Source organism: Synechococcus sp. PH41509 (assembly GCF_020514285.1).
GTDB lineage: Bacteria > Cyanobacteriota > Cyanobacteriia > PCC-6307 > Cyanobiaceae > Parasynechococcus.
On record NZ_VTLD01000026.1, the window covers coordinates 212494 to 236109 of the forward strand.

At 58.9% G+C, this 23616-nt stretch carries 24 protein-coding genes and 1 tRNA gene; 10 read left to right on the forward strand and 15 right to left on the reverse strand.

All coding sequences use genetic code 11. From position 1 onward, the window contains the following. The first annotated feature begins 34 nt into the window (after window positions 1–34). Window positions 35–619, forward strand: coding sequence for an alpha-ketoglutarate-dependent dioxygenase AlkB (locus tag FZZ88_RS10965; RefSeq protein ID WP_166017178.1), 585 nt, complete (start codon window positions 35–37; stop codon window positions 617–619). On the opposite strand, the gene FZZ88_RS10970 is transcribed toward FZZ88_RS10965, so the two are convergent. Beyond that, window positions 610–1512, reverse strand: coding sequence for an AEC family transporter (locus FZZ88_RS10970; protein ID WP_166017179.1), 903 nt, complete (start codon window positions 1510–1512; stop codon window positions 610–612). The genes FZZ88_RS10965 and FZZ88_RS10970 overlap by 10 nt on opposite strands. Window positions 1513–1691: 179 nt before the next feature. Between FZZ88_RS10970 and FZZ88_RS10975 the strand changes: the two genes are divergently transcribed. The 3 genes from FZZ88_RS10975 to FZZ88_RS10985 all read left to right on the forward strand — a co-directional run bounded on the left by FZZ88_RS10975 (window position 1692) and on the right by FZZ88_RS10985 (window position 2938). Next, complete coding sequence (locus FZZ88_RS10975) at window positions 1692–1907, forward strand: hypothetical protein (protein WP_166017180.1); 216 nt, start codon at window positions 1692–1694, stop codon at window positions 1905–1907. A gap of 203 nt (window positions 1908–2110) precedes the next feature. After that, window positions 2111–2500, forward strand: a complete 390-nt coding sequence (locus FZZ88_RS10980; RefSeq protein ID WP_006849603.1) for an AbrB family transcriptional regulator — start codon at window positions 2111–2113, stop codon at window positions 2498–2500. Between the two features lie 162 nt (window positions 2501–2662). Continuing rightward, window positions 2663–2938: a hypothetical protein gene (locus tag FZZ88_RS10985; protein WP_166017181.1), complete on the forward strand. Its 276-nt coding sequence runs from the start codon at window positions 2663–2665 to the stop codon at window positions 2936–2938. A gap of 27 nt (window positions 2939–2965) precedes the next feature. On the opposite strand, the gene FZZ88_RS10990 is transcribed toward FZZ88_RS10985, so the two are convergent. The 4 genes from FZZ88_RS10990 to FZZ88_RS11005 are packed head-to-tail and all read right to left on the reverse strand — an operon-like array spanning window position 2966 to window position 6631. Then, entirely contained in the window at window positions 2966–3709 is a 744-nt protein-coding gene (locus FZZ88_RS10990; RefSeq protein ID WP_166017182.1) for an amino acid ABC transporter ATP-binding protein, read from the reverse strand. Beyond that, window positions 3706–4680 (reverse strand): amino acid ABC transporter permease, encoded by a 975-nt coding sequence (locus tag FZZ88_RS10995; RefSeq protein WP_166017183.1) that lies wholly within the window; start codon window positions 4678–4680, stop codon window positions 3706–3708. The genes FZZ88_RS10990 and FZZ88_RS10995 overlap by 4 nt, the downstream gene beginning before the upstream one ends. Next, window positions 4680–5570: an ABC transporter permease subunit gene (locus FZZ88_RS11000; protein WP_166017184.1), complete on the reverse strand. Its 891-nt coding sequence runs from the start codon at window positions 5568–5570 to the stop codon at window positions 4680–4682. Before FZZ88_RS11000 ends, FZZ88_RS10995 begins: the two co-directional genes overlap by 1 nt. After that, on the reverse strand, window positions 5570–6631 hold the full coding sequence (locus tag FZZ88_RS11005; protein ID WP_166017185.1) for an amino acid ABC transporter substrate-binding protein: 1062 nt from the start codon (window positions 6629–6631) through the stop codon (window positions 5570–5572). The genes FZZ88_RS11000 and FZZ88_RS11005 overlap by 1 nt, the downstream gene beginning before the upstream one ends. A 90-nt stretch (window positions 6632–6721) precedes the next feature. On the opposite strand from FZZ88_RS11005, the gene FZZ88_RS11010 reads away from it, so the two are divergent. Beyond that, window positions 6722–7045, forward strand: a complete 324-nt coding sequence (locus tag FZZ88_RS11010; RefSeq protein WP_166017186.1) for a hypothetical protein — start codon at window positions 6722–6724, stop codon at window positions 7043–7045. Between the two features lie 15 nt (window positions 7046–7060). Here FZZ88_RS11010 and FZZ88_RS11015 read toward each other — a convergent pair whose 3' ends face one another. Both FZZ88_RS11015 and FZZ88_RS11020 read right to left on the reverse strand, forming a co-directional pair. After that, window positions 7061–8623, reverse strand: coding sequence for a SulP family inorganic anion transporter (locus FZZ88_RS11015; RefSeq protein WP_166017187.1), 1563 nt, complete (start codon window positions 8621–8623; stop codon window positions 7061–7063). Between the two features lie 30 nt (window positions 8624–8653). Continuing rightward, on the reverse strand, window positions 8654–9967 hold the full coding sequence (locus tag FZZ88_RS11020) for an FAD-binding oxidoreductase (protein WP_226423680.1): 1314 nt from the start codon (window positions 9965–9967) through the stop codon (window positions 8654–8656). Between FZZ88_RS11020 and FZZ88_RS11025 the strand changes: the two genes are divergently transcribed. Both FZZ88_RS11025 and FZZ88_RS11030 read left to right on the forward strand, forming a co-directional pair. Beyond that, a complete protein-coding gene (locus FZZ88_RS11025) occupies window positions 9908–11005 on the forward strand; it encodes a sirohydrochlorin chelatase (protein ID WP_166017188.1) in 1098 nt (365 codons plus the stop codon). The two genes, FZZ88_RS11020 and FZZ88_RS11025, sit on opposite strands and share 60 nt — an antisense overlap. Window positions 11006–11407: 402 nt before the next feature. Next, a complete protein-coding gene (locus tag FZZ88_RS11030; RefSeq protein WP_166017189.1) occupies window positions 11408–11674 on the forward strand; it encodes a DUF2811 domain-containing protein in 267 nt (88 codons plus the stop codon). Here the strand turns inward: FZZ88_RS11030 and FZZ88_RS11035 are convergent. The 6 genes from FZZ88_RS11035 to FZZ88_RS11060 form a co-directional block, all read right to left on the reverse strand. Beyond that, window positions 11655–13298 carry a GMC oxidoreductase gene (locus tag FZZ88_RS11035; RefSeq protein ID WP_166017190.1) on the reverse strand — a complete coding sequence of 548 codons (1644 nt, stop codon included), beginning with the start codon at window positions 13296–13298 and terminating at the stop codon, window positions 11655–11657. The genes FZZ88_RS11030 and FZZ88_RS11035 overlap by 20 nt on opposite strands. Before the next feature lie 59 nt (window positions 13299–13357). Continuing rightward, window positions 13358–13434: transfer RNA gene (locus FZZ88_RS11040), tRNA-Met, on the reverse strand. Between the two features lie 46 nt (window positions 13435–13480). Continuing rightward, window positions 13481–14449 (reverse strand): asparaginase, encoded by a 969-nt coding sequence (locus FZZ88_RS11045; RefSeq protein ID WP_166017191.1) that lies wholly within the window; start codon window positions 14447–14449, stop codon window positions 13481–13483. A 17-nt stretch (window positions 14450–14466) separates the two neighbouring features. Further along, window positions 14467–14961 carry a CGLD27 family protein gene (locus FZZ88_RS11050; RefSeq protein ID WP_166017192.1) on the reverse strand — a complete coding sequence of 165 codons (495 nt, stop codon included), beginning with the start codon at window positions 14959–14961 and terminating at the stop codon, window positions 14467–14469. A gap of 11 nt (window positions 14962–14972) precedes the next feature. Beyond that, window positions 14973–15329, reverse strand: a complete 357-nt coding sequence (gene rsfS / locus FZZ88_RS11055) for a ribosome silencing factor (protein ID WP_166017193.1) — start codon at window positions 15327–15329, stop codon at window positions 14973–14975. Further along, entirely contained in the window at window positions 15322–15957 is a 636-nt protein-coding gene (locus tag FZZ88_RS11060; protein ID WP_115025203.1) for a DUF3318 domain-containing protein, read from the reverse strand. The genes rsfS and FZZ88_RS11060 overlap by 8 nt, the downstream gene beginning before the upstream one ends. Window positions 15958–16061: 104 nt before the next feature. On the opposite strand from FZZ88_RS11060, the gene carB reads away from it, so the two are divergent. From carB to FZZ88_RS11075, 3 genes are read left to right on the forward strand one after another with little or no spacing between them, the layout of a single operon-like run. Next, entirely contained in the window at window positions 16062–19385 is a 3324-nt protein-coding gene (carB, locus tag FZZ88_RS11065) for a carbamoyl-phosphate synthase large subunit (RefSeq protein ID WP_166017194.1), read from the forward strand. Window positions 19386–19420: 35 nt separating this feature from the next. Further along, window positions 19421–20086: a DUF3386 domain-containing protein gene (locus tag FZZ88_RS11070; protein WP_166017195.1), complete on the forward strand. Its 666-nt coding sequence runs from the start codon at window positions 19421–19423 to the stop codon at window positions 20084–20086. A 56-nt stretch (window positions 20087–20142) separates the two neighbouring features. Continuing rightward, the gene (locus FZZ88_RS11075) at window positions 20143–21495 is read left to right on the forward strand and encodes a sodium:alanine symporter family protein (protein ID WP_115025206.1); all 1353 of its coding nucleotides are present in this window, start codon (window positions 20143–20145) and stop codon (window positions 21493–21495) included. Between the two features lie 58 nt (window positions 21496–21553). Here the strand turns inward: FZZ88_RS11075 and FZZ88_RS11080 are convergent, their stop codons facing one another. Both FZZ88_RS11080 and FZZ88_RS11085 read right to left on the reverse strand, forming a co-directional pair. Then, complete coding sequence (locus FZZ88_RS11080; protein WP_115093491.1) at window positions 21554–21787, reverse strand: DUF6447 family protein; 234 nt, start codon at window positions 21785–21787, stop codon at window positions 21554–21556. Window positions 21788–21836: 49 nt separating this feature from the next. Next, the gene (locus FZZ88_RS11085) at window positions 21837–23582 is read right to left on the reverse strand and encodes an ABC transporter ATP-binding protein (protein WP_166017196.1); all 1746 of its coding nucleotides are present in this window, start codon (window positions 23580–23582) and stop codon (window positions 21837–21839) included. Between the last annotated feature and the right edge of the window lie 34 nt (window positions 23583–23616).

Here is a 23616-nt window from a genome sequence, read left to right on the forward strand (position 1 = left end):
GGGATGGAACCGACCTCGTCATCCGACGTCACGAATGAACGTCAATCCGGCCGCTCCCGAAACGGAATGGTCCCTACAAGAGGGGTGGCTCCAGGCAAACGAAGCAAGGCGCTGGCAAACGCTGCTTGAACAACAGCTCCTATGGCAACAGCCGGTCGTGCAGGTCTATGGCAGGCGTCATCCAGTCCCCAGGATGACGGTGTTTCTTGCTGGCGAAGGCATTCAATATCGCTATAGCGGTGCCGTTCACAAGGGCTGTGGTTGGCCCGAATGGTTCAAGCCATTGCTGATTCAGGTCAATGCAGCCTGTGAGACCGAGTTCAACGGATGTCTGCTCAATCTGTATCGCCACGGGGACGACCGCATGGGATGGCACGCTGATGACGAACCGGAGATTGATCAGCGGGCTCCGATTGCCTCCCTTTCACTCGGGGCTACACGCGATTTTCAGCTCCGCCATCGCAGCACTCCCCAACGCCGGATATCGCTGCCATTGGCTGATGGTGACCTGCTGGTGATGCACCCGGGGTGTCAGAGCCAATGGATGCACAGTGTTCCACAACGGCGAAAAGTGCAGACCACGCGCATCAATCTCACCTTTCGCCGTTTTCAAAACTGAGATCGCAGCAGCACACCCCAAGCAGGCGCCGTGACCAACGCCAACAGCGTGCTCCAGAACACCAGTCCTGCAGCCCGCTCCTGATCAGCCCCCACAGACTCCGCAATCAAAAGCAGTGAGATCGCCGTCGGCGCTGCCCCCTGCAGCGCAACCGCCTGAACCATCAGCGGATCGAACCGCAGCAGAGATGCAAGCAGCAGCAGCAGCAACGGATAAAGCAGGAGTTTGGCCAGCAGTGGCCTCAGCAGCTGCAACGGTCGAGCTGCCGGAGTGATTCCCTTGCGATGAATGCTGCCAAGACGCATTCCCACCACCATCAGAGCCAGCAAGATCACCAAGCGGGAAGGCCACCACAAAGCGTCGGTCACCAACGCAGACCAGGGGGTCGCCTGAATCAGCAATGCACCGATGAGCCCGCGGGTCGCTGGGCTCGCCGCAACACTGCGCAAGAGACCGTGCAGCCTTTTAGAGCCGTTGACCCGCTCACCGATCAGCAGCGGACCAAGACTCCAAGTCAGCAGTGTCGCCCCAAGGTCGTAGCCAATGCTGATGGGGAGGGCCTCATCAGGCAGAAAGGCCAAGGCCAGAGGCACTCCGAAATAAGCCGTGTTTCCAGTGCAGCTCCCCAACCGCAGCGTTGGAGAAACCAGCTCAGCCAATCCCGGCAAGCGCGACGCCCCCACCAGCACAAGGCCCATGGCCAGCACCGCAAGACCCGCTGCCTGCAACATGTCGCCGCTCAGGCCACCCTTCAACAGCAGGCCCATCACACTGATCGGTACCCCGAACCTCACCAACGGTGTGGCCAAGCGGGCGGCGAGGGCTTCATGGCGTCCTCCAGCCCAAAACCCGATCAGCAGGGAAGGCGCAAGCTCCAGCAAAAACCGAAGCATCGGCGCATCCAGCTCACATCACGACCCTAGAAAGCTGAGGCGGCTGACGCATCAGACCAAAACCGTTCAATCGCGCAACAACGACACCTCGAACGACAAGCAGATTCCATGAAGACGCCGTCCTAATTCACCCACAGACGCGCCTAATCTGCGTTCCGACTGTCGCGTGAAACCAGCTGATGAAACCAGCTTCACGCCATCGCATTGTGCGCAGAGACGGTACTGAAGACCGCCTGACGCGGCAACGTTTCGACAGCTACGACGCTGCTTACGATGAACTTGAGCAGTACTACGGTGACTTCTGCTGTTCTGACGATGATCGTGTCGACTACACGATCATCTGTGAGGGTTCGGAGAGTCCCCACGACGCGAGCATGAAACGACCCAATCAATGATCCTGACGTCAAACGGCTGCACAGGGCTCAATATCACCAAGTGAAGTTTCAAAGCAAGAAAGCAGTCTCAAGGGTCAGACCACAGAGACGCATTGCTAGATGCCAAAAATCAGGCCACTAAGTCATGAAAATGCTTGGTCAACTGATTGACACCCAGCCAACCAATCAGTTATGAACTAATCATCCAATGAGATGCATTCACAATGCTGACCGGTTCCGAGCTACTTGCAAAGGTCAAAGAACTAGGCGATGTTTCCAAATCCGATCTAGTGAGAGCTTGTGGCTACGTCTCTGACAAGAAAGACGGCGGAGATCGCCTGAATTTCACTGCCTTCTACGAGGCATTGCTTGAGGCCAAAGGCGTCAATCTGAGCAGCGGTGGTGCTGCAATTGGCAAAGGTGGCCGCAAGTTGAGCTACATCGCCAAGGTGCAGGGCAACGGCAACCTGCTCATCGGCAAGGCCTACACCGCCATGCTGAATCTTGAGCCAGGTGATGAGTTTGAAATCAAACTCGGCAAGAAAGCCATCCGTCTGATCCCCACAGGTGCCGCAGCAGAGCACAGCGAAGCTGCCGATCAGGTTGACGAGTGATCTGCAGATCCATCTGCAGAAGTTTCACACCCTCTTTCAACCCCTCCCATTGTGGGAGGGGTTTTTTATTGAGCACTGGACAACCAACACGCTCCTGCAGAGATCAGGGGGCTGGCACAGCAATTCGCGCTCGGTATGGTGAGCCGGAATTGAGCGACAGCGTTGGAATCCTTCAAGGCAGCCGTCGCTTCGGTCTTGAGCAATACGTTTCTGTTTGGTGGTTCAGTTGTCCTGTCGATCCATATTGTGCTGACCTTTTTTCGAATGCACGGTCTGGTGCTGACCCTGGCTTTTGTGATGTTTTGGATGGTCAGCGTCACCGCTTACTTCAAGTGGAATGGGCAGCAAACGAAGCGAAAGACAGCCAGCAAACCTCCAGTGCCTCAAGGCAACAGCAAAAAGCCCGCTGCTGCTTGGAGTGAACGACAATCAGCCTGATGGCTGAAATGAAATAGCTCAGCTCTTTCAGTGCTGCATCTGGTTCAAGAATCTGCGGCTGCGTTCTTCTCTGGCATTGGTGAAGAACGTTTCGGGGTCGGAGGTCTCCACCACCTGGCCCCGGTCCATAAACATCACCCGATCCGCCACCTCACGGGCAAAGCTCAGTTCGTGGGTCACCACCACCATCGTCATGCCTCCCTGGGCTAATTGGCGCATCGCATCAAGCACTTCCTTCACCCGCTCCGGATCCAAAGCGCTGGTGGGCTCATCGAACAGCATCACCTCCGGATCCAAGGCCAAAGCCCGGGCGATCGCCACCCGCTGTTGTTGACCACCACTGAGTTGCGCCGGGTACTTCCGCGCCTGCTCCCGAATTCCCATCTGATCGAGAAGCTCGATGGCGCGCTGCTCCGCATCAGCCTTGGCTCGCTTTTGCACCTTGATCGGAGCAATGGTGATGTTGTCGAGGATCGAGAGATGGGGGAACAGGTTGAACTGCTGAAACACCATTCCCACACGTTTGCGAATGGCCCGCACCTGACGTTCTCCATGGGTGGCATCCAAGCGCTCCCCCAGCACATCCAAGGCACCGCCATCCAACGATTCCAGACCATTGAAGGTACGGATCAACGTGCTCTTTCCGGATCCCGAAGGACCCATCACCACCAGAACTTCGCCACTGTTCACCTCGAGCGAGACGCCATCGAGAGCTTTGACCCCTTGGGAGTAGCTCTTGACCAATTCAGTGGCACGAATGGCAACAGTCATGGGGCAGAGCGGGCAGGATCGAGCTGAAGTTCCAGGTGCCGGGCCAGCAAAGCCATCGCCGTACACGCCAGCCAGTAAACCGCAGCAAGCCAGAGATACACCTCCAGATAGCGACCGATGAAAGCAGGATTCGCCAACAGGCTGCGGCTAATGCCCAGCAATTCGACCAAACCGAGAATGGCCATCAGGCTTGTGTTTTGCAGCAGACCGACCGCCTGGTTGGTGAGCGACGGCAGTGCCACCCGCAGCGCCTGCGGCAGCACCACCAGTTGCAGTGATTGACGTGGCGAAAGACCAAGCACGGCTGCTGCTTCCCGCTGGGTGGGCGGAATCGCCTGCAGGCCGCCGCGCACATCCTCAGCGATGTACGCCGCTGCAAACAAAGCGAAGGCCACGACCGCCCTTAAAACTCTGTTGATCTCAAGCCCTGGCGGAAGGAACAGCGGAATCAGCAGTTGTCCGAAAAACAGAACGGCGATCAGCGGAACAGCCCGCATCAATTCGATGTAAGTGGCGCTGCTCCAGCGCAACACCGGAAGGTCACTGCGGCGGCCTAAAGCCAGCAAGATTCCCAGCGGCAGCGCCAAAGCGCCGCTGCCTCCCGTGAGCAGCAGCGTGAGTGTCAGCCCACCCCAACTACGCGATCCCACCGGCAGAAGGCCAAGGCCTCCTGCCAACAGCCAAAGCCCCAGCGGTGCCATTGCGATCCAGAGAAGCGGCAGCCAATGGCGAACGGGACCATGCTTCGGGCCACAGAGGGTCAGCAGAGTGAGGGTGAGCAGTACAACCATCCAGAGAAGCGGGCGCCAGCGTTGATCCGCTGGGAAACTGCCAACCGCATATAGGGGCAGATTCGTTGTCACCACGGACCAGTCGGCCGCGTGAAGCAACCAGTGCAGCAACGACCAGCCCGCCCACCCGAGGAGAGCCACCAGAAGCAGGGTGATGAAGCGATCCAACCAACGGTTCATCAGCGGCTCCTGTTCAGACGACCCAGCACCGCATTGTTGAAGGCGGCCATACCGCCGCTGATCAACAAATTCAGCAGCAGAAAACTGAGCAACAGAAGCAGGAATCCCTCGATGGCGCGGCCGGTTTGCGTGATGGTGGTGTCACTTACGGCGTAGAGATCGGCATAACCCACGGCAATCGCCAACGTGCTGTTCTTGGCGAGATTGAGGTATTGGCTCGTCAGCGCAGGAAGAATCGCCGGCAGCGCCTGGGGCAGCACAATGCGACGCAACCCAAGGCCTTCTCCAAGCCCAAGGCTGCGGAAGGCCTCCCATTGCCCCCGTGGCACCGCATTGATGCCACCACGCACAATCTCGGCAATCGAGGCACCTGTAAAAACGGTGAGTCCGACGAGGACAGCGCAAAATTCAACGCTGAGATTCAAACCCAACAACTGAATGCCCTGATTCGAGAGCCTGATCAACCCACCCATCGGTGCCGCAGGAAGACCAAGGAAGGCAACGAAATACCAGAACAGCAACTGCAGCAGCAGGGGGACCTGACGAATCAGCGCCACGTAAGCCCCGGACAAGCTGCGAAGCAGACGGTTGCCGCTGCTGCGGGCTGCACCCGCAGCCACCCCCAAGATGGTGGCCAGCAACAAGCCAGCAACGATCACCTTGAGGCTGTTGAGCCAACCGATGGTCAGCGCCCAGAGATAGCTATCGGATGGGGCATAGGGAAGAGCTGTCTCCGCCAGAGCAAAACCAGCAGGTCTTCCCAGCCAGCCAAAACCGAGCCCCAACCCCGTACGGATCAGATTGACGGCCAGGTTGTTAACCAACAAGGCCAACAAACCCAAGAGAACGGCAACGACACCAACTTGAACCAGAAAACGACGATGCCGCATCAGGTAAAGGGAGGGGAAATCATCAAACCACCCTCACCAGCGAGGCGGTTAGCGCCCCGTGGGATGGCCACCGCACTCTCCGGTCCCAAATGGCGGTTGTAGATCTCGCCGTAATTGCCGGTTGACCGGATCACCTGAACGACAAAATCATCGGGGAGTGCGAGTTTGCGACCTAGGCCTGGATCCACACCCAGGAATCGCCGAAGAGCCGTCTGGGATACATCTGCTTCGGCTTGCTTGACCACGGCGTCGACATTGGCCTGAGTAATGCCGCGCTCCTCCGCCTCGATCAGGGCATAGACCACCCATGCCATGGCATCACCCATGCGCTGATCACCACCCACCACTGCAGGAGCCAAAGGCTCTTTGCTGATTCTGTCGTCGAGAATTAAATGCTGCTGGGGATCGCTAAAGCCGGAACGCGCAGCCGCCAATTGCGATCGATCCGAGGTCATGGCTTCACAACGCCCCTGGAGGTAGCCACCAACCACCTGATTGAGATCCTGGTATTTGATCGGTGTGTAAGGCAGTCCTTGGGAAGCGAAGGCGTCGTTGAGGTTCTGTTCTGTCGTGGTGCCTGATCCCACGCAAATGGACTTGCCGCTCAAATCAGCCAGAGAGCGCACTCCGCTGGCTGCACGCACCATCAATCCCTGTCCATCGTGGAACACCACTGGAGCAAAGCGCAGACCGTTTCCCCCCACCGCATCGCGACTGAGGGTATGGGTTGTGTTGCGGGATAACAGATCAATCTCGCCCGATCGCAATGCCGTGAATCGCTCGGGCGCAGTCAAAGGCCGGTACTGAACCTTGTCAGCGTCTCCCACAAACGCAGCTGCCATCGCACGGCAGACATCGACATCCATGCCGGTGTAACGCCCATCAGGACTAAGAAAACTAAAACCTGGAATCTTGCCGCTCACCCCGCAGAGCAATTCACCTCGAGCTTTAACGAGATCCAGGCGCGACCCACCTGCACTCTCCAAGGAGGCGCAGGAAGTCAGGAAAGCGGACAACCCGGCCAAAGCAACGATCAGGACACGCGAACTGGATCGGAACATCTGCATTGGGACGGATCGGGTGGGATTGTCCCAGATCCCAGGCACATCCATCGCATCTGGCCTACTTTCACTGGCACAAGCCTTGCTGCAATGAAAGTATTGGCCTGGCTTTTGGCCGGACTGATCACTGGAACGACATCCCCCGCAGCTTTCTCATGGGAGGGCAACGATCGGGGGGCTTACAACAACAAAATGGCGCTGTTGGGGGTTCTTTTAGAGAGTGCTCAGCAACGCTCTGGTGGTGACCTTCAGACGCTTTGCCTGTTGCTGAGCATCGGCAACGATGTCACCGAAAGGTATGTGGAAACAAACCCTGATGATGCGCAGGTTCAGCAACGCCTCCTGGCCATGCACCAAGACCTCAGTGTCTGTCTCGACACGATGGGAGCTCCAACCTCAGCCTCAAGACTCTGAAATCAAAGCTCAGGATCAAGCATGTGCTGATTCCTGACCCCCGATCCGCTCGAACAGATCAAGGCTTTCTTCGTTGAGGCCCACAACGCTCACGACAGAACCACCGTTGCGATATTTGCGGATGACCTGATCCAGCGCAGCCACGCCGCTCTGGTCCCAGATATGGGCCTGGGACAGGTCAAGGGTGATGCGCTCGGGATGGTCGTGAAGATCAAATGACTGAAGGAAGTAGACCTTGCTCACAAAAAACAGCTGCCCCTCAACGCGGTACAGACGCTCCTGATCACTGATCTCGATGGTCTCCACCTGAATCACCTTGGCAACCTTGCGACTGAACAGAATTCCTGCCAAGGCCACGCCGGCCAAAACACCAAGGGCAAGGTTGTGAGGGGTCGTGAGCATGGTGACGGCGAAGGTCATCACCATCACCGACGTATCGCTCTTCGGAATGCGACGCAGGTTGAGGAGGCCATTGATATCAGCTGTGCTGACGGCAATACTGATCATCACGGCCACCAAAGCCGCCATCGGAATTTGCTTCAGCCAAGGACCAGCCAGCAGGATCATCGCCAGCAGGCTGACTCCTGAAAACAGGGTTGAGAGGCGCGTACGACCGCCGTTGTCCACATTCATCACGGACTGGCCTACAAGGGCACAACCAGCCATGCCACCGAACAGGGACGCGACAATGTTGGCGATGCCCTGACCCCGGGCCTCAACGTTTTTGTTGGTGGTGGTGTCGGTCTTGTCGTCGAGGATGTCTTGGGTCAGGAAGGTTTCCATCAGGCCAACGAGCGAAATGGCCAGGGCGGTGGGCAGCACCAGCCCCAGAGTGTCCAGGCTGAAGGGAACACCTCCGGCGCCGAAGGGAAGACTGAAGGAGGGAAGACCAGAGGGAAGGGTGCCCAGGCTGCTGACCGTGGGGATGTCGAAGCTGAAACCGACGCTGATCGCAGTCAGCACAACGATGGCGACCAGCTGCGATGGGACCACACGGGTCAGTCTTGGAAGCCCATAGATGATGACCAGGCCGAGCAAGACCAACCCCCAGACGACTGGGATCTGCCCGCCATGGGGCAACAGAGAGGAGGCTCCGTGATCGGCTTCTCCAGCATGGAGATTCAAACCGAGCTGAGGCAGCTGGGCCTGAAAGATCAGCAAGGCCAGCGCATTCACAAACCCGCTCAGCACCCCTTGGGGAACAAAGCGCATCTGATACGCCAATCGCAGATACCCCCAAAGGATCTGGAGCAGGCCCGTCACCAGACCAGCCACCATCAGATATTGCACCCCAAGACCTGGCCCCCGAGCCTCACCCGTCGCCACCAGGCCTGTCATCAAAAGCGCCGTGGAGCCGGTGGCCGAAGTAATCATCGCCATCCGGCCCCCAACCACAGCGATGGTCAGCGACAGGCAAAACGCTCCGAACAGACCGACCTTGGGGTCCACCCCAGCGATCCCAGAAAAAGCTATGGCCTCCGGGATCATGGCGAAAGCCACCACAAGTCCGGAAAGAAGGTCTTTGCTGGGGTTGGCAAACCACTGATTCACCAGGGTTGGGTTGGATCGCTTGGCCATCAGCGGATGCCGGTTAGGGGCGACCGTAAATCAGAGCGCCGGCAGGATGCCTGCCGGATCCAAGCGTTGTTTCAGCTTTCGCAACTCCAGCAACCACGGTCCAAACGCTGCCTCCAACTCCCTTTGATGAAACGGCAAGTGGTCATGCAACTGCGCCAGATGCACTCCAGGGCAGACCGGTTGGAGGATCTGCCAAACCGCTTCCAGCCAAGCGAGGCTGCGGCATTTGCCATCGGCATCCCCTGGCGTCCATGCCGCCGTGATCCAAGGTTTCCACTCGGCGTCGCGGTGGACAAACGAGGTGGCCGTGACTGGAACCTTTTTTGTCACCACACCAAGCTGCTGACAGGCCAGATTGCACCCCGGATGCGGACGGTGCTGCAGCAGATGGCGTAGCTCCGGCATCAAATGTCCCCAGGCCTCAGCAGCAGCTGGGCCCAACAAACCAACGACCTCCGAATGACAACGGGGAGGCAGCGGGGCTGGTCCTCTCAACGATGGGAGCTGATGCAACCCCTCGATCCGCTTCGCTCCTGCCCATGCAGCATGACCAACCCAGAGCGACTGCACCGCGTCGGCGCTCTCCCAATGCCATTGCAGGCTGGCGCTGGAGTCCGATGCTTCCGCCTGGAGCATGAGTTCAGGGAGTTGATCCGGAGGAACCGAACACTGCTCCACCCACAGCGACTGAACTGGCTGGGTGATCATGCGCACCTCGCTCACCACACCCAGAAAAGGTGCTGCTCCACAAAGGCCGCGCCACTCCAAGGAGCCACTATCAGCTGCTCGTGACAGCGAAAAGGGGGTGCCATCACCCCACACCCCATGAATTTCCAGCAATTGATCGACAGCGAGCCCAACTTGTCGACTCAACGGCCCCATGCCGCCGGTGAGCACATACCCAAGCCCGGGCAGCCCCGACAAACCGGCAGCGATTGTGCGGCCGTAGGGAAGCAACGCATCGAGCACCTCTCCCATTCGGCACCCTGCACCGATCAACACCGTCTGATCGGCAGGCTCCCAGTCAAGACGTTTGAAGTGGGTTTGAACATCCACCGTCCAGTTGTCGTCGGCGGCGGCGCGAGATGTGGTGCCACCCCCACAGAGTCGTAATGGCCGCGGACCACTCCAATCCCGAATGCAATCACTCAAGGTTTCCGGCCGCGGAGACACCAGGCCGGAGCACCTTGCATCAGCCGCCTGCGCATTGATGAAAACGGGACGGTCTGAATCCATCGCGATGCGACCGATATCGTCAATCCATTGGAACAGCAGAGCGACCTTTTGGCCGAACAGCACGCGGAAAGCAGCAAGGAGCAACTTGGCGTTCTGATCTGCGGCCATGGCAGCCGAAACCGATTGGCCGTTGAAGAGTTCGCGCAGATGGTGGAGGCCCTGCGACCACGGCTCGCTCCGATGCCTGTCGAGCACGGTTATCTCGAATTTGCCCGTCCCATCCTTCGGGATGGCCTTGAGTCGCTTCGGCAACAGGGCGTCACCAGGGTGCTGGCCATTCCAGCCATGCTTTTCGCCGCGGGGCATGCCAAGAACGACATCCCCTCCGTTCTCAACACCTACACCGCCGAAACTGGTCTGCCGATCGATTACGGCCGTGAGCTGGGCGTGGATCGCCTGATGGTATCGGCTGCCGGAGCGCGGGTTCAGGAATGCCTCGACGCCGCCACGAGCACCGTTCCGCTGACAGAAACCCTCCTGGTGGTGGTGGGTCGAGGTTCATCCGATCCAGACGCCAACTCCAACGTGGCCAAGGTGACGCGCCTACTGGTGGAAGGGTTTGGCTTCGGCTGGGGAGAAACGGTGTATTCGGGCGTGACCTTCCCGCTGGTGGAACCAGGGCTTCGCCATGCGGTGAAGCTGGGTTTCAAACGTGTGGTGGTGGTGCCCTACTTCCTCTTTTCAGGGGTTTTGGTGAGCCGAATCCGCCAACACACCGCTCTGGTGGAAGCGGACCACCCGAAGGTGGAATTTCTCTCGGCGGGGTATCTGGGCGACCACACACTGGTGGTGGACACCTTTAAAGAGCGGGTCGAGGAAGTGTTGCGAGGCGACACTGCCATGAACTGCTCGCTCTGCAAGTACAGAGCCCAGGTGCTGGGCTTCGAACAGGACGTTGGGCGTGCGCAGGAAAGCCACCACCACCACGTGGAAGGACTCGCGGAAAGCTGCACGCTCTGCGAACTGGAGTGCACAGGGGCTTGCCAACCCGACGGCCTACCGATTGCCCATGACCACAGCCATGGGGCAGACCACAGCCATGGGGCAGATCACAGTCATGACCACCATCACCCCCCTTATCCCCATGCCGATCACCCCTTGGGGCCCACCACGCTGAAGCGCACCAGCGACGCCCCTAAAGATTGAGTCCATAACCCTTAAGGAAAACCGTTCCTCGGTCACCAATGACACGGTTCTTGAAAGCGACAGGAGCGACGGAGCAAAGATCAGATTTGCTTATCGAACATCCTTTGCAGGGGTTCGCCCGCTTTCTCCACAGGAAACACAGCTCTTTTCCACAGGCTGAAGGCGGCTTGCCGGGCGTGACGGTCAACCTGTGAATTTCCACGGGAAGCGCGCCATCGGGTTGACAGTCCGCTCCAACCCCCTAGGCCAAGCCACCTTCGTCGCCCTTCATGCGTCAAGCCCCAGTCTCAGACTGCTGTCTCATCTTGTCTCATTCGTAATTCAGCAAATGGAGACGGCTTTGACGCAAATGGCGGTTGTGTGGCTTTCTTAGTGGCGTTGGACATGGGCGAGCTAGACAACATGGATCGAAATCATCTCGAGCGATGCCATGAGATGGGGACAACGGAACGCGAAACATCTGCAAAAGCCAACTACGTGAGCCTTGAGACTGAAATTCCCGAGGTGCTCTATCGAGGCATGAAGGATTTCATCGGTGAGAACCCCACCTGGGATCAATACCGCGTCATGAGTTCCGCCCTTGCCCACTTTCTGTTTCAGAACGGCAGTGACGATCGCGCCGTGACCGAGCGCTATCTCGACGATTTGTTTATCCGCCCCGACCACTAAGGGCCAGCAGACACGCCCGACGGCTCAGGGCCATCATGGTGAGCGTTGGGCTCTGCCAGGCCGAGGAGGGCCAACTGGCTCCGTCCACCACCAGCACATTGGGGACGCGCCAGAGCCGGTTGAAAGAATCGATAACGCTGCTTGTCTCGTTCGAGCCCATCCCAGCGCCTCCAACCTCATGGATGTAATAGCCCGGTGGTGCTGCGCCGTCAGACAGAGCAACCGCCCCGTCCAAGAACGGCTCAACGAAGGGGAGATGGAAAAGGTCCTTAATCGGCCGAGCCTCGCCTCCGGCAGCGTCGATGCAGGCCTTAATGGAAGCGCGCATGTGCGTCACCATCGCCAGCTCATTGCGACTCCAACGACACGAAATCAAGGGAACACGCACGTCCCAGCGATCCCTGCGCTCACTCAGCGTCACTTTGTTCTCAACTCTGGGGAGGACTTCACCATGGCCAATGAGGAAACCGGTGACGCAGGACGGGCGACGCCTCAACCATCGAGGTGGGTCAAACCGCCCAATACCTCCCCAGAGTCCATAGCCGCCCTGAAATTCAGCAGATGGCAGGTGCCGCCCAAAGGGCACAAAGAAACTTCCGGCCCCCGTGAGAGGTGGCTGCGCTGCATGGACTTGCTCGGGGAAAGCAAAAAACTGCGACGTAGAGACGTGATCCATCAGGCGTGTACCGAGACGTCCTGAAGGGTCGTCAAAACCGTTGCTCTGCTCTCCACGACGGGAACGCAGAAGGATGGAAACGGTCTGAATCGTCGAAGCAGCCAAGACCACGAGATCCGCCTTCAACTCCTTTCTGTTGCCATTGGTTTGATCAACGGCAACCACACCAGTGGCTTTGTCGCCTCCTGTATCCACCAGTAGACGCTCCACCAGATGCTCAGACAGCAGCTGTGTGCGTCCTGTGGCCATGGCACGAGGAAGGCTGCTACCGCGACTGCTCGAGCGAGGCCAAGGTGCGTTCTTCTCCTGTAGCCATGGACCAAACCCCCTTGACTGAATCACGGGGTAACCCAACCGATGCCGCACAACCTCGGCAAAGCGCTGTTCTGCAGGCGTCGCCGCCAGAGCCGGTTGCGTGTCTCCATCCGGCAGATGATCCAAACCATCGCGCCCACCATGAACGCCGAGCCAGCGCTCCAGTTCGGCGTAATGCGGCATCAGGTCACGGCAACGAAGGGGCCAACCAACCTGTTCGCCGTCAACGTTGACACCGGCCAGATCCTCATCGGATAGACGCAGAGTGATGCCACCCCAGGTCAGGCTGCGACCGCCAACCTGCAAACCTCGCGTCCAGAGAAAAGGCTGGTCCGTCGGGTGGTCGTAAGGGTGGATTCTCTCGTCGGCATACAGCCGAGGGTTTGCTTTCCAGTAGCCAGGATGCTGGGACTGACGGCGATGACTGCCGCTGGTCAGTCCCACGATCCGCCGCAACAGATTGCCCGGCTCAGACCCGAAGGCCTCCGTGCTGGTGAGGTCAGGGCCAGCCTCCACCACCAGCACCCGGGCGCCGCCCTCAGCCAGCGTCATGGCTGCCACACCTCCACTCGCTCCCGAGCCAACGACGATGGCGTCCCAGGGGCCATCGCAGTTCATAGAGCGACTGCTCATGGAACGACCACAGACAAAAAAAGATCTCCCCTGAGGGAGATCTTTCATTCAATCAGAGTTGGTGGCGGGGGGGAGATTTGAACTCCCGACCTTCGGGTTATGAGCCCGACGAGCTACCAGACTGCTCTACCCCGCGGCGACCTGAAAATCATACATGTCGGTGTCACGCATCACTGCAGAGCTCAGGTGTGCAAAGCACCATTCACGGTGAGCTTGACGCTCGGGTTCACGACCAGTACCTGCTCGTCCAGCTCGTCGAGCCCCATGGGTGTGAGCCACTCCAGTTGACGCAACACATGCAATGCAACCGCCTGCTTGGCACGACGGGAGCCGTCTTCAACCTTGATGGCTACCCCAAGGCCTTCACCAATGCGGCTCAGACATTGAATGCCCTCCGCTCCACTTTTGCTCAGTACCTGTCCATGGCTGCGGCGCATCAGCTCAGTATCGAAACGCCCCTCGCCTGCCACCAAGTCGGGATGACTCAGCATGGCTCGACTGATCTGTTCAAATTCAGCATGCTGTGAGGCCCCGAGATGGGCATACAGAACGGCCATCTGGGCCAACTGCAGCACCAAGGTCGGAGCGCCGCAATCATCCCGTTCTGCAACCAATTCCTCGGCAGGCAGGCCAATCAGTTCAGCAACCCGACGGTTCACTTCAACCTGCAGCGGATGGTCGTTCTGCAGATACGACTCGAGCGGCCATCCCATCTTCCGACTGGTGGCCAGAAAAGCAGCGTGTTTGCCGGAACAATTGTGCTGAAGCGGACTGTCAGCACCGTCCGGAACCGGACATTGAAGTGAAGCACTGTCCAACTCCGCTTTCCACAGCAACCGGAAGGCTTCCCGCGCATGGGCATTGGTGCCTGCATGGGACGCACAACTGATGGCGATTCCCCGGTCATCGACATCCATCTGGCCGGCGGTACCACTGCTGAGAAAGGGCAGAGCCTGAAACGGCTTGAGCGCCGAGCGCATGAAACTTTCCAAGCCGGGATTTCCAGCCGACATCAGCACCCGACCACGTCCATCGCAGACCACCGCATGGACACGATGGACCGACTCCGTGATCGATCCCCGCCGAAGACAAACCTCAAGGGGCGCTGACCCGGACCGGGCTGCAGGGCTGAAGCCCGAGGGCAAAGTCATCGGTCACCCCGAGTGGTTCAAAGAGCCTGACAGAGACTGGCACCAGCAAGCATCAAACCGGCCGAGGTGGCCATTGCGCGGCCTAAACGCCCAAGGATTGGTCGAACCTCATGGCGAGCTACAAGCAAATCTCGTTCTCGCCATGACAAGGGTTTTTCCCAGGTCTGCCCGTCGTACCAGCCGGATTCCTCGTAGTCGACGGATTCACGCAGCAGACGCTGCATGACATAGGTCCATCCCAACCATTGGCGCACAAGGAGCAGCAAAGGCAGAACGAGAGCAGCAACTGCTGCTGCAGCCACGAGCCTGGGCGGATCCTGCTTGAGGGTCCAACTGCCACTGGCGATCAAACTGCACACCGGCAGCATCAACAGCCAGCTGCCTGCAAGGCGTTGCATCAAACGAGGATCCTGGCCTGCCGGCCAAGAAAAAAACCACGACTCGCAGAGCTGCTGAAACTCCTCAAGAGGCCGCTGCTCAGGAGGAACGGGGCAGGACACCGCTTCTGGCATGGGAAAAGCGGCTATTGAGCTGACGGTAAGAAGGTTCTACTTTCACCGTGACTCCAGAAAGCCTCAAGGTCGTAGTAGCCGCGCTCATCGGGCATCAGCACGTGAACGATGACATCGCCGTAATCCAGAAGAGCCCAGCGCCCTTCATTGAGACCTTCCTTACGCAAGGGCAAGAGATCTGCCTCATCCTCCAGCCGGTCTTCAACAGACCGTGCAATGGCACGAACCTGGACGTCGGATTGCCCACCGGCGATCACCATCCAATCGGCCAGGCTGGAGACCTCATCAACGCGAATCAGACGGATGTCGGTGGCCTTGCGGTCATCGCAAGCGTCGGCGACCAGCTCGGCAAGCTTTTGACTATCCATAGACATTCTCGCTGGTGACTGAGCTGCGCGAGCCCTCTTGCTGAGCCATTTCAGCTCTGGCCTTGCTGGCGCTCTTCCGCAGGGCTTCCAGACGGTCCTCGTAGTAGCTGCGGCGACTCTTCTTGCGGGTCTTTTCGACCAACTCTTTCAGTGCTCCCCCCAGACTCCGATAGGCATTCGGAACGCTGTAACCAAACCGGCAGGCCAGATCAATCGCACGCTCATCGGCACTAATGGCGTCCTGAAGACGCTTTTCCGAGTTGTTCTTCAAGTAGAGCCTGTATCCCGCGAAGCCCGAAAGGCCAAGGGCCATCAGCAGCAGCAGGCCGTCCTGAACCCACAATTCACCGATGGCACCGCCGAGGCCGATGGCCAGGGCGGCCATCTCCCAACCATCCCTGGGAATGGTGTCGTTCTGAATGCGACCAACCTCGTGCCAGAACAGCAAATTTCGGTGGTCCAACGCGAGGGAGTCCCATTCGTCGAGATCCACCTGGATCTCCACTTCATCCCGACCGATCTCTTCAAGGGTGATCAATGGAGGATCAACTGCAGCAGCTGATTCCACAAACACCCAGCTCTGCATTTCCGGTGGCAGCACCCCCTTCAGGCGCTGGAGCTCACTCATCGCAAATCTGGTGCTGATATTCCATCACCGTAGCGAGGCCAAGCTCGGGGCTCAGGTCTTGGCCGCGTGAGAGGCTTGAACTGTTTGGCCTAGGACGATTTCCCATGCCCAGGCGGTCTGACCTGAGTCGCATTCTCCTGGTGGGGTCAGGTCCGATTGTGATCGGCCAGGCCTGCGAGTTCGACTACTCCGGAACCCAGGCCTGCAAAGCCCTCAGAGCCGAGGGATATGAGGTCATTCTGATCAATTCCAATCCGGCGTCGATCATGACCGACCCGGAGATGGCGGATCGCACCTACATCGAACCGCTCACGCCGGACATCGTCACCCGGGTGATCGAGCAGGAGCGACCGGATGCTCTTCTCCCCACCATGGGCGGTCAGACCGCTCTGAACCTGGCAGTCACCCTGGCTGAAAACGGCACCTTGGAGCGCTTCGGCGTCGAATTAATCGGTGCCGACCTCAAGGCGATCCAAAAGGCGGAGGACCGTCTGCTGTTCAAGCAGGCCATGGAGCGCATCGGTGTGAAGGTCTGCCCATCAGGGATTGCCTCATCTCAGGAGGAAGCCGAAGCCGTTGGGGCCGCGATCGGCAGTTTCCCCCGGATCATCCGGCCTGCCTTCACCCTTGGCGGAAGTGGCGGGGGAATTGCCTACAACCCGGAGGAATACGCAGCGATCTGCAAAAGCGGGCTTGAGGCGAGTCCGGTCTCCCAAATCTTGATCGAACAATCGCTTCTGGGCTGGAAGGAATTCGAGCTCGAGGTGATGCGTGATCTGGCGGACAACGTGGTGATCGTCTGCAGCATCGAAAACCTGGACCCGATGGGGGTTCATACAGGGGATTCGATCACGGTGGCCCCGGCCCAAACCCTCACGGATCGTGAATACCAGCGGCTGCGCGACCAATCGATCGCCATCATTCGCGAGATCGGTGTTGCCACAGGCGGCAGCAACATCCAGTTCGCCATCAACCCGGACAACGGCGACGTTGTAGTGATCGAAATGAATCCCAGGGTGAGTCGATCCTCTGCTTTGGCGAGTAAGGCCACCGGCTTCCCGATCGCGAAGATCGCCGCACGTCTCGCCGTTGGCTACACCCTCGACGAAATCCTCAACGACATCACCGGCAAGACGCCAGCCTGCTTCGAGCCGACGATCGATTACGTCGTCACCAAAATCCCGCGCTTCGCCTTCGAAAAATTCCGGGGCAGTCCGGCGGTACTCACCACGTCGATGAAGTCGGTGGGCGAAGCCATGGCCATCGGCCGCTGTTTCGAAGAGTCGTTCCAGAAAGCCATGCGTTCCTTGGAGACAGGGCTCTCGGGCTGGGGAGGCGACCGGGAGGAACCGAACCACAGCGACGGTGAGCTCGATCGTCGGCTGAGGACCCCCTCACCAGAGCGCATCCTCAGCGTACGAACGGCGATGGTGCGCGGACGCAGCGATGAAGAGATTCATCGAATCAGCAAGATTGACCCGTGGTTCCTGGCAAAACTGCGGCGGATCATCGAGGCGGAAACAAGGCTCATCAAGGGCAAAAGCCTCGAACAGCTCGATGCCGAGAGCCTGTTTGAAGCCAAGCAGCTGGGTTTTTCAGACCGACAGATCGCCTGGCAGACCAACAGCGATGAATTGTTGGTGCGTCAGAGACGTCATCAGCTCGATGTTCGCGCCATCTTCAAAACCGTCGACACCTGCGCTGCGGAGTTCGCCTCATCCACTCCTTACCACTACTCGACCTATGAGCGTCCGCTACAGACCCTGCAGGCGGATGGGCCCCTCAAGCCCCTTCCAGCCTCTACTGAAGTGACACGTCGCCAGGACGGGCGAAAGATGATGATCCTGGGCGGAGGTCCCAACAGGATCGGGCAGGGCATCGAATTCGACTACTGCTGCTGTCATGCCTCCTTTGCCGGGCAGGAGCAAGGGATCACCACAGTGATGGTGAACAGCAATCCCGAAACGGTGTCCACCGACTACGACACCAGTGACAGCCTTTACTTCGAACCACTCACGTTGGAGGACGTTCTCAATGTGATCGAAGCGGAACGTCCCGATGGAGTGGTGGTGCAATTCGGTGGACAAACCCCCCTGAAACTTGCCATTCCCCTGCTGCGCTGGCTCGAGAGTGAGGAGGGACGCGCGACAGGCACCAGCATCTGGGGCACCTCCCCTGAATCGATCGACCGCGCCGAAGACCGCGAGCAGTTCGAAGCCATCCTCCGCGATCTGAACATCCGGCAACCGCGCAATGGCCTGGCGCGCAGTGAGGAGGAAGCGCGGGCCGTGGCCTCCAGAGTGGGCTATCCAGTCGTCGTTCGGCCGTCCTACGTCTTAGGTGGACGTGCCATGGAGGTGGTCTTCGACGAAGAAGAACTCAACCGGTACATGCGCGAGGCCGTTCAGGTGGAGCCCGACCATCCGGTTCTGATTGACCAATACCTGGAAAATGCCGTTGAAGTAGACGTTGACGCCCTCTGCGATCACAACGGCGCCGTCATTGTCGGGGGTCTGATGGAGCACATCGAACCGGCTGGGATCCATTCCGGTGATTCAGCCTGCTGTTTGCCATCGGTCTCCCTTGGTGAAGCGGCGCTGAACACCATTCGCGACTGGAGTCGCTCCTTGGCGCAATCCCTGGAGGTTCGTGGACTGATCAACCTCCAGTTCGCCGTCCAGCGCAATACCGACAGTTCGGAAGTCGTCTACATCATCGAAGCCAACCCCCGCGCCTCCAGGACGGTCCCCTTCGTCGCCAAAGCCACAGGACAACCTCTGGCACGACTGGCGACCCGTCTGATGGCGGGCGAAACCCTCAGCGACATTGGCTTGACCCGCGAACCGAATCCGCCGCTGCAGGCGATCAAGGAGGCCGTGCTTCCCTTCAGGCGATTCCCTGGAGCGGACACGGTGCTGGGGCCAGAAATGCGCTCCACTGGGGAGGTCATGGGATGTGCCGACAGCTTCGGAATGGCCTACGCCAAAGCCGAACTCGGCGCGGGTGAAGCGCTGCCCACCCAAGGAACAGTGTTTCTCTCCACCCACGACCGCGACAAGCAAGCGTTGGTGCCCATCGCCGCTCGGCTCATCGAACTCGGGTTTGATGTGACAGCAACCTCAGGAACCGCTCAAGCGCTCGCCAACGCTGGACTGAAAGTGCAATCCGTGCTCAAGGTGCACGAGGGTCGACCCAATATCGAGGACCAGATCCGCTCCAATCAGGTCCAGCTGGTGATCAACACACCGATTGGCCGTCAAGCAGCCCATGACGACAAATATCTACGCCGGGCAGCGCTTGATTACGCCGTACCAACCGTGACAACCCTCGCAGGCGCACGGGCTGCGGTGGAAGCAATCTCCGCGCTCCAGCAACAGCCAAGGCTCAGCATCCATGCACTGCAAGACGTCCACGCCATGCAGCGTTAAACCACCGGTAGGGTTGCAGAAGCCACCTCACTGCTGTGACAGCCTCCGTTCCCGTCAAGCCTGGATGCGACCTGCGTGATGTTTTTCGTCGCGCTTACGAGAACCGCTACACCTGGGCCCCTGGTTTTTCCGGCTATCACGGACGCTGCATCTGGCAGCAGGACGATCAACGGGTCGAAGGCCAGTTCGAAATCGGCGCTGATCTGAAGGCCAAGGTTGAGGGAATTGAGAACGAAGACATCCTGAAGGCGGTGAATTCACAGCTTTGGGAGGTGGCGATCCATCGCGTTCGTCGCAGCTTCGATCAGACCCACGGGGAGAACACCTTCACGGCCGGTGACACCAACGAGGTGGGAACCGAAGTTCTGATCGGCGGCAAGGGGGCAGGTGACAAATACCGCATCAAAGATGACGTGGTGACCATGGTTCACCGACACATCCACGGCACCGTCGTGACGATCTTCACCACCGATGTCACCCACACGGGCTCGGGATACCTCAGCCATACCTACACAAGTCAATACGCCGACCCCGCAACGGGAGAAGCCCGGGGCGGCCGCAGCAGCTTCAAGGACACCTTCGCTCCTCTTCCCGGGGATGGTCCCTGGGTGCTGACCGAGCGGGTCGTGACCACCGAAGCCCACGGCGACACCCCAGCCGGACGCCAGACCTTCCGCTTTGAAGATCTCGAATCACTCTGAGTTGATTGCCCGTAGCAGCCGGCTATGAGACCATCCGCCCAAACTTGTTGAAAGGCATGGGCGGAGTCGAGTCGACCATTCAGGCCATCAATGGCCCGATCAACAGTGTCGTTTGGGGATGGCCCACCGTCATTTTGATTGCCGCGACGGGCATTCTCTTGATGGTGGGGTTGCGGTTTATGCCGCTGCAAAGGCTGGGATATGGCATCTCGATGATGCTCCGGCCTGCTGCATCACAAACCGAAGGGGAAATCACACCCTTTCAGGCGCTGATGACATCCTTGTCGGCCACGATCGGCACAGGGAACATCGCCGGTGTTGCAGGGGCGATCGCCGTTGGCGGGCCTGGCGCCGTCTTCTGGATGTGGATCATTGCGATCTTCGGTATCGCAACCAAATACGCCGAAGCGGTGCTCGCGGTTCAATTCCGTGAAACCGATGGTGAAGGCAACCATGTCGGTGGCCCGATGTATTACATCCGCAATGGGCTCGGCAGCGGCTGGAGCTGGATGGCGGGCCTGTTTGCTCTCTTCGGCATGTTGGCTGGGTTTGGCATCGGCAATGGGGTTCAGGCCTTTGAAGTTTCGTCTGCCTTGAGCCTGATCGGCATTCCGAAGCTGGTCACCGGAATCGTTCTGGCAGCACTTGTTTTTGCTGTTGTGATCGGAGGCATCAAGCGCATCGCCCAAGCGGCTTCAGCCATCGTTCCCCTGATGTCGATCCTCTACGTAGCGGCATGCTTATTGGTGCTGCTTCTCAATCTGGGGGGCGTACCTGAAGCCTTCGCCACGATTTTCTCCAACGCCTTCTCCGGCAAAGCAGCTGCCGGTGGTGCTCTTGGTCAGGTGGTGCTGATGGGTTTCAAACGGGGCATCTTCTCCAATGAAGCAGGCCTCGGCAGCGCGCCGATCGCTCATGCTGCCGCAAGAACTGATGACCCCGTTCGACAGGGCACGGTGGCCATGCTGGGCACCTTCATCGACACCCTGATCATCTGCACGATGACCGCTCTGGTGATCATCACCACCAAAGCCAATCTGATCCTCGATGCAGCTGGCGAAAAACTAAGCGGCGCAGACCTCTCCATCGCTGCCTTCAACACCGGAATCTCCGGCAGTGGCGTGGTGGTCACCCTGGGGTTGGTGGTCTTTGCCTTCACCACCATTCTGGGCTGGAGCTTCTACGGCGAACGCTGCACCACGTACTTGTTCGGTGAGTCTGCCGTGATGCCATTCCGTCTGGTTTGGGTGGCTGTTGTTGTAATCGGCGCTGTGGCCGGTGACCGTGGCGTGATCTGGTCGATCGCCGACACGCTGAACGGGCTGATGGCCCTCCCCAACCTTGTTGCCCTTCTGCTCCTCTCGGGAACAGTGTTCAAACTCACCAAGGCTTACAAGTTCAGCGACTGATGCCGTAAGTATTTATCCAAAAAGGGGGCTCCTAGCTCCCTTTTTTATTGGCAGGCAATCAGCCCTGACCATCAGGCAGCGGGGTGACTGACTGAAGCTTGTCATTCAGCTGCGTGGCGAGGCTCTGACGTCCTACAGCCAGAACCTTGAGGGTGTCTTCATGCATCCGCAGCTGAGCATCGGCAACCTGCATGCCACGCACAAGCTCCTTGAGCTCATCAGGAAGTGTATTTAGGTCGTAGCGCTTGCCCTCAAACGTCAGGACAGGGTTGTTGGCTGCAGAGTCAGTCATCGTTCATCGCCGGGATTGCGTGGAACCGGCGGCCAGATCGTAGAGGGATTCAGGACGTCTGCCGATCTCGAATGAATTGCCGTTCGCACAACTCTCGGTAACGCCCACCACGCTGCATCAGCTCATCGTGGGTTCCGCGATCAACAACAGCACCTTTCTCAAGAACCACAATTCGATCCGCCTCCTGCACCGTTGCCAGACGATGGGCGATGACCAACACCGTTCGTCCTTTCATCGCCTGCTTAAGACCGAGTTGAACTGCAGCTTCCGCCTCAGCATCGAGAGCACTGGTGGCCTCATCAAGGAGCAACAGCGCTGGATTTCCTAAGACCGCCCGAGCAATGGCGATTCTCTGCAGTTGTCCACCAGAAACGTTGGTTCCCCTTTCTTCCAACTGGGTGTCGTAACCACAAGGCAAGGCACGGATGAACTCATCTGCATTGGCCAAACGCGCGGCATGACGAACCTCGTCATCCGTCGCGCGACGTCCAAACCGGATGGCTTCCGCAATCGTTCCAGAGAACACGGTCGTTCTCTGGGGAACCAGGGCCACCTGCTGACGCAGCTCACGGGCGCGCATCAGGCTGATGTCGGTGCCATCGAGACGAATCTGGCCCTGTTGCACCGTGTTGAAACGCAGCAAGAGCGAAAGCAGGGTGCTTTTCCCAGCACCTGAGGGCCCAACGATGGCCAACACCTGGCCCGCATCGACCCATAGATCCAGCTGTTGCAGTACCGGCTCGGCAGGGTCATAGCCAAAGCTCACCTGGTCAAAGACCAGATCGCCCTTGAGAGTACCGATGGATTGCGCCTCCGCTGGATCAGCGGCCTCTTGAGGTTCTCTTTCGATCTGACGCAGACGTCGCAGCGACGCCTGTCCCTGCTGGAATTCGTTGAAGTTGTTGGTGACGTGCGCAATGGGATCGATCAGCACGATCAGTCCCGTCAAATAACTGCTCAGCCCGGCAATGCTCAGGTCACCGGTCTGGATTCGCCAGGCGCCGAGCGCCAACACCGCAAACAGGCCCACCACCTCGATGATGCCGACCACCGGATGCTGGAGAGCCACAAGGCTGTAGGTGCGGTGACGAGCCTGCCGGTGCTGGTCAATCTCCGTCTCGAAACGGTCCTGAAGCCAGGGCTCAGCCGCGAAAGCACGCACCAAAGGCAAGCCCTCAATCGCCTCACCCAGCAAACCTGCCAATTCGCTCACCTTTTGCTGACTGCGTTCGGTGGCTGCCATCACGCGAGCACCAAACAGGCTGATGAGCCAGACGATCACAGGCGCAAGCATCAAGATAGCCAGCGTCAGCTTCCAGTCGAGCCAGAGCATCATCCCCAGCACCGCGAAGAGCTGCAGCACGCTTGGGACTGTGTCGTGGATGGTCTTGTAGAGGACTTCACTGACGCGATCAGCGTCTTCCGTAAAGCGGTAGGTGAGATCACCGGCCGAGAGCTTCTCAAGCGCACCAAGCTCAACGGTCTGCAAGCGACGGAACAGATCCCGACGTAACCCCTGGCTCACCAGAAGAGCAGGACCGGCCAGCAGAGAGTCCTGGCCGAACTGAGCGATTTTCTGAACAGCAAAGATCAGCAACGCCAGGCCAATCAGCTGAAGCACTCGGGCGAGATCACCCGACCCCAATGCGGGAAACAGATCTCCTGCCAGCTGCACTAACAGCGGAAAACTACCGACGTAGACAACCATGCAGCTGCCCCCCCAAAGCAGTTCCCGCAGGTGGGGGCGGAGTAGCGGCAGCAGTCGGCGGAAACCGGCCTGGGATGGTGTCAGCATCGCGGCACAGTATCAATGGTGGGCTTAAAACTCT

What these genes read in the sequence shown, in the direction of transcription:
- FZZ88_RS10965 (WP_166017178.1), top strand. Translation starts at nt 35, where the DNA reads ATGAACGTCAATCCGGCCGCTCCCGAAACGGAATGGTCCCTACAAGAG.
- FZZ88_RS10970 (WP_166017179.1), bottom strand. Translation starts at nt 1,512, where the DNA reads ATGCTTCGGTTTTTGCTGGAGCTTGCGCCTTCCCTGCTGATCGGGTTT.
- FZZ88_RS10975 (WP_166017180.1), top strand. Translation starts at nt 1,692, where the DNA reads ATGAAACCAGCTTCACGCCATCGCATTGTGCGCAGAGACGGTACTGAA.
- FZZ88_RS10980 (WP_006849603.1), top strand. Translation starts at nt 2,111, where the DNA reads ATGCTGACCGGTTCCGAGCTACTTGCAAAGGTCAAAGAACTAGGCGAT.
- FZZ88_RS10990 (WP_166017182.1), bottom strand. Translation starts at nt 3,709, where the DNA reads ATGACTGTTGCCATTCGTGCCACTGAATTGGTCAAGAGCTACTCCCAA.
- FZZ88_RS10995 (WP_166017183.1), bottom strand. Translation starts at nt 4,680, where the DNA reads ATGAACCGTTGGTTGGATCGCTTCATCACCCTGCTTCTGGTGGCTCTC.
- FZZ88_RS11000 (WP_166017184.1), bottom strand. Translation starts at nt 5,570, where the DNA reads ATGCGGCATCGTCGTTTTCTGGTTCAAGTTGGTGTCGTTGCCGTTCTC.
- FZZ88_RS11005 (WP_166017185.1), bottom strand. Translation starts at nt 6,631, where the DNA reads ATGTTCCGATCCAGTTCGCGTGTCCTGATCGTTGCTTTGGCCGGGTTG.
- FZZ88_RS11010 (WP_166017186.1), top strand. Translation starts at nt 6,722, where the DNA reads ATGAAAGTATTGGCCTGGCTTTTGGCCGGACTGATCACTGGAACGACA.
- FZZ88_RS11015 (WP_166017187.1), bottom strand. Translation starts at nt 8,623, where the DNA reads ATGGCCAAGCGATCCAACCCAACCCTGGTGAATCAGTGGTTTGCCAAC.
- FZZ88_RS11020 (WP_226423680.1), bottom strand. Translation starts at nt 9,967, where the DNA reads ATGGCCGCAGATCAGAACGCCAAGTTGCTCCTTGCTGCTTTCCGCGTG.
- FZZ88_RS11030 (WP_166017189.1), top strand. Translation starts at nt 11,408, where the DNA reads ATGGATCGAAATCATCTCGAGCGATGCCATGAGATGGGGACAACGGAA.
- FZZ88_RS11035 (WP_166017190.1), bottom strand. Translation starts at nt 13,298, where the DNA reads ATGAGCAGTCGCTCTATGAACTGCGATGGCCCCTGGGACGCCATCGTC.
- FZZ88_RS11045 (WP_166017191.1), bottom strand. Translation starts at nt 14,449, where the DNA reads ATGACTTTGCCCTCGGGCTTCAGCCCTGCAGCCCGGTCCGGGTCAGCG.
- FZZ88_RS11050 (WP_166017192.1), bottom strand. Translation starts at nt 14,961, where the DNA reads ATGCCAGAAGCGGTGTCCTGCCCCGTTCCTCCTGAGCAGCGGCCTCTT.
- rsfS (WP_166017193.1), bottom strand. Translation starts at nt 15,329, where the DNA reads ATGGATAGTCAAAAGCTTGCCGAGCTGGTCGCCGACGCTTGCGATGAC.
- FZZ88_RS11060 (WP_115025203.1), bottom strand. Translation starts at nt 15,957, where the DNA reads ATGAGTGAGCTCCAGCGCCTGAAGGGGGTGCTGCCACCGGAAATGCAG.
- carB (WP_166017194.1), top strand. Translation starts at nt 16,062, where the DNA reads ATGCCCAGGCGGTCTGACCTGAGTCGCATTCTCCTGGTGGGGTCAGGT.
- FZZ88_RS11075 (WP_115025206.1), top strand. Translation starts at nt 20,143, where the DNA reads ATGGGCGGAGTCGAGTCGACCATTCAGGCCATCAATGGCCCGATCAAC.
- FZZ88_RS11080 (WP_115093491.1), bottom strand. Translation starts at nt 21,787, where the DNA reads ATGACTGACTCTGCAGCCAACAACCCTGTCCTGACGTTTGAGGGCAAG.
- FZZ88_RS11085 (WP_166017196.1), bottom strand. Translation starts at nt 23,582, where the DNA reads ATGCTGACACCATCCCAGGCCGGTTTCCGCCGACTGCTGCCGCTACTC.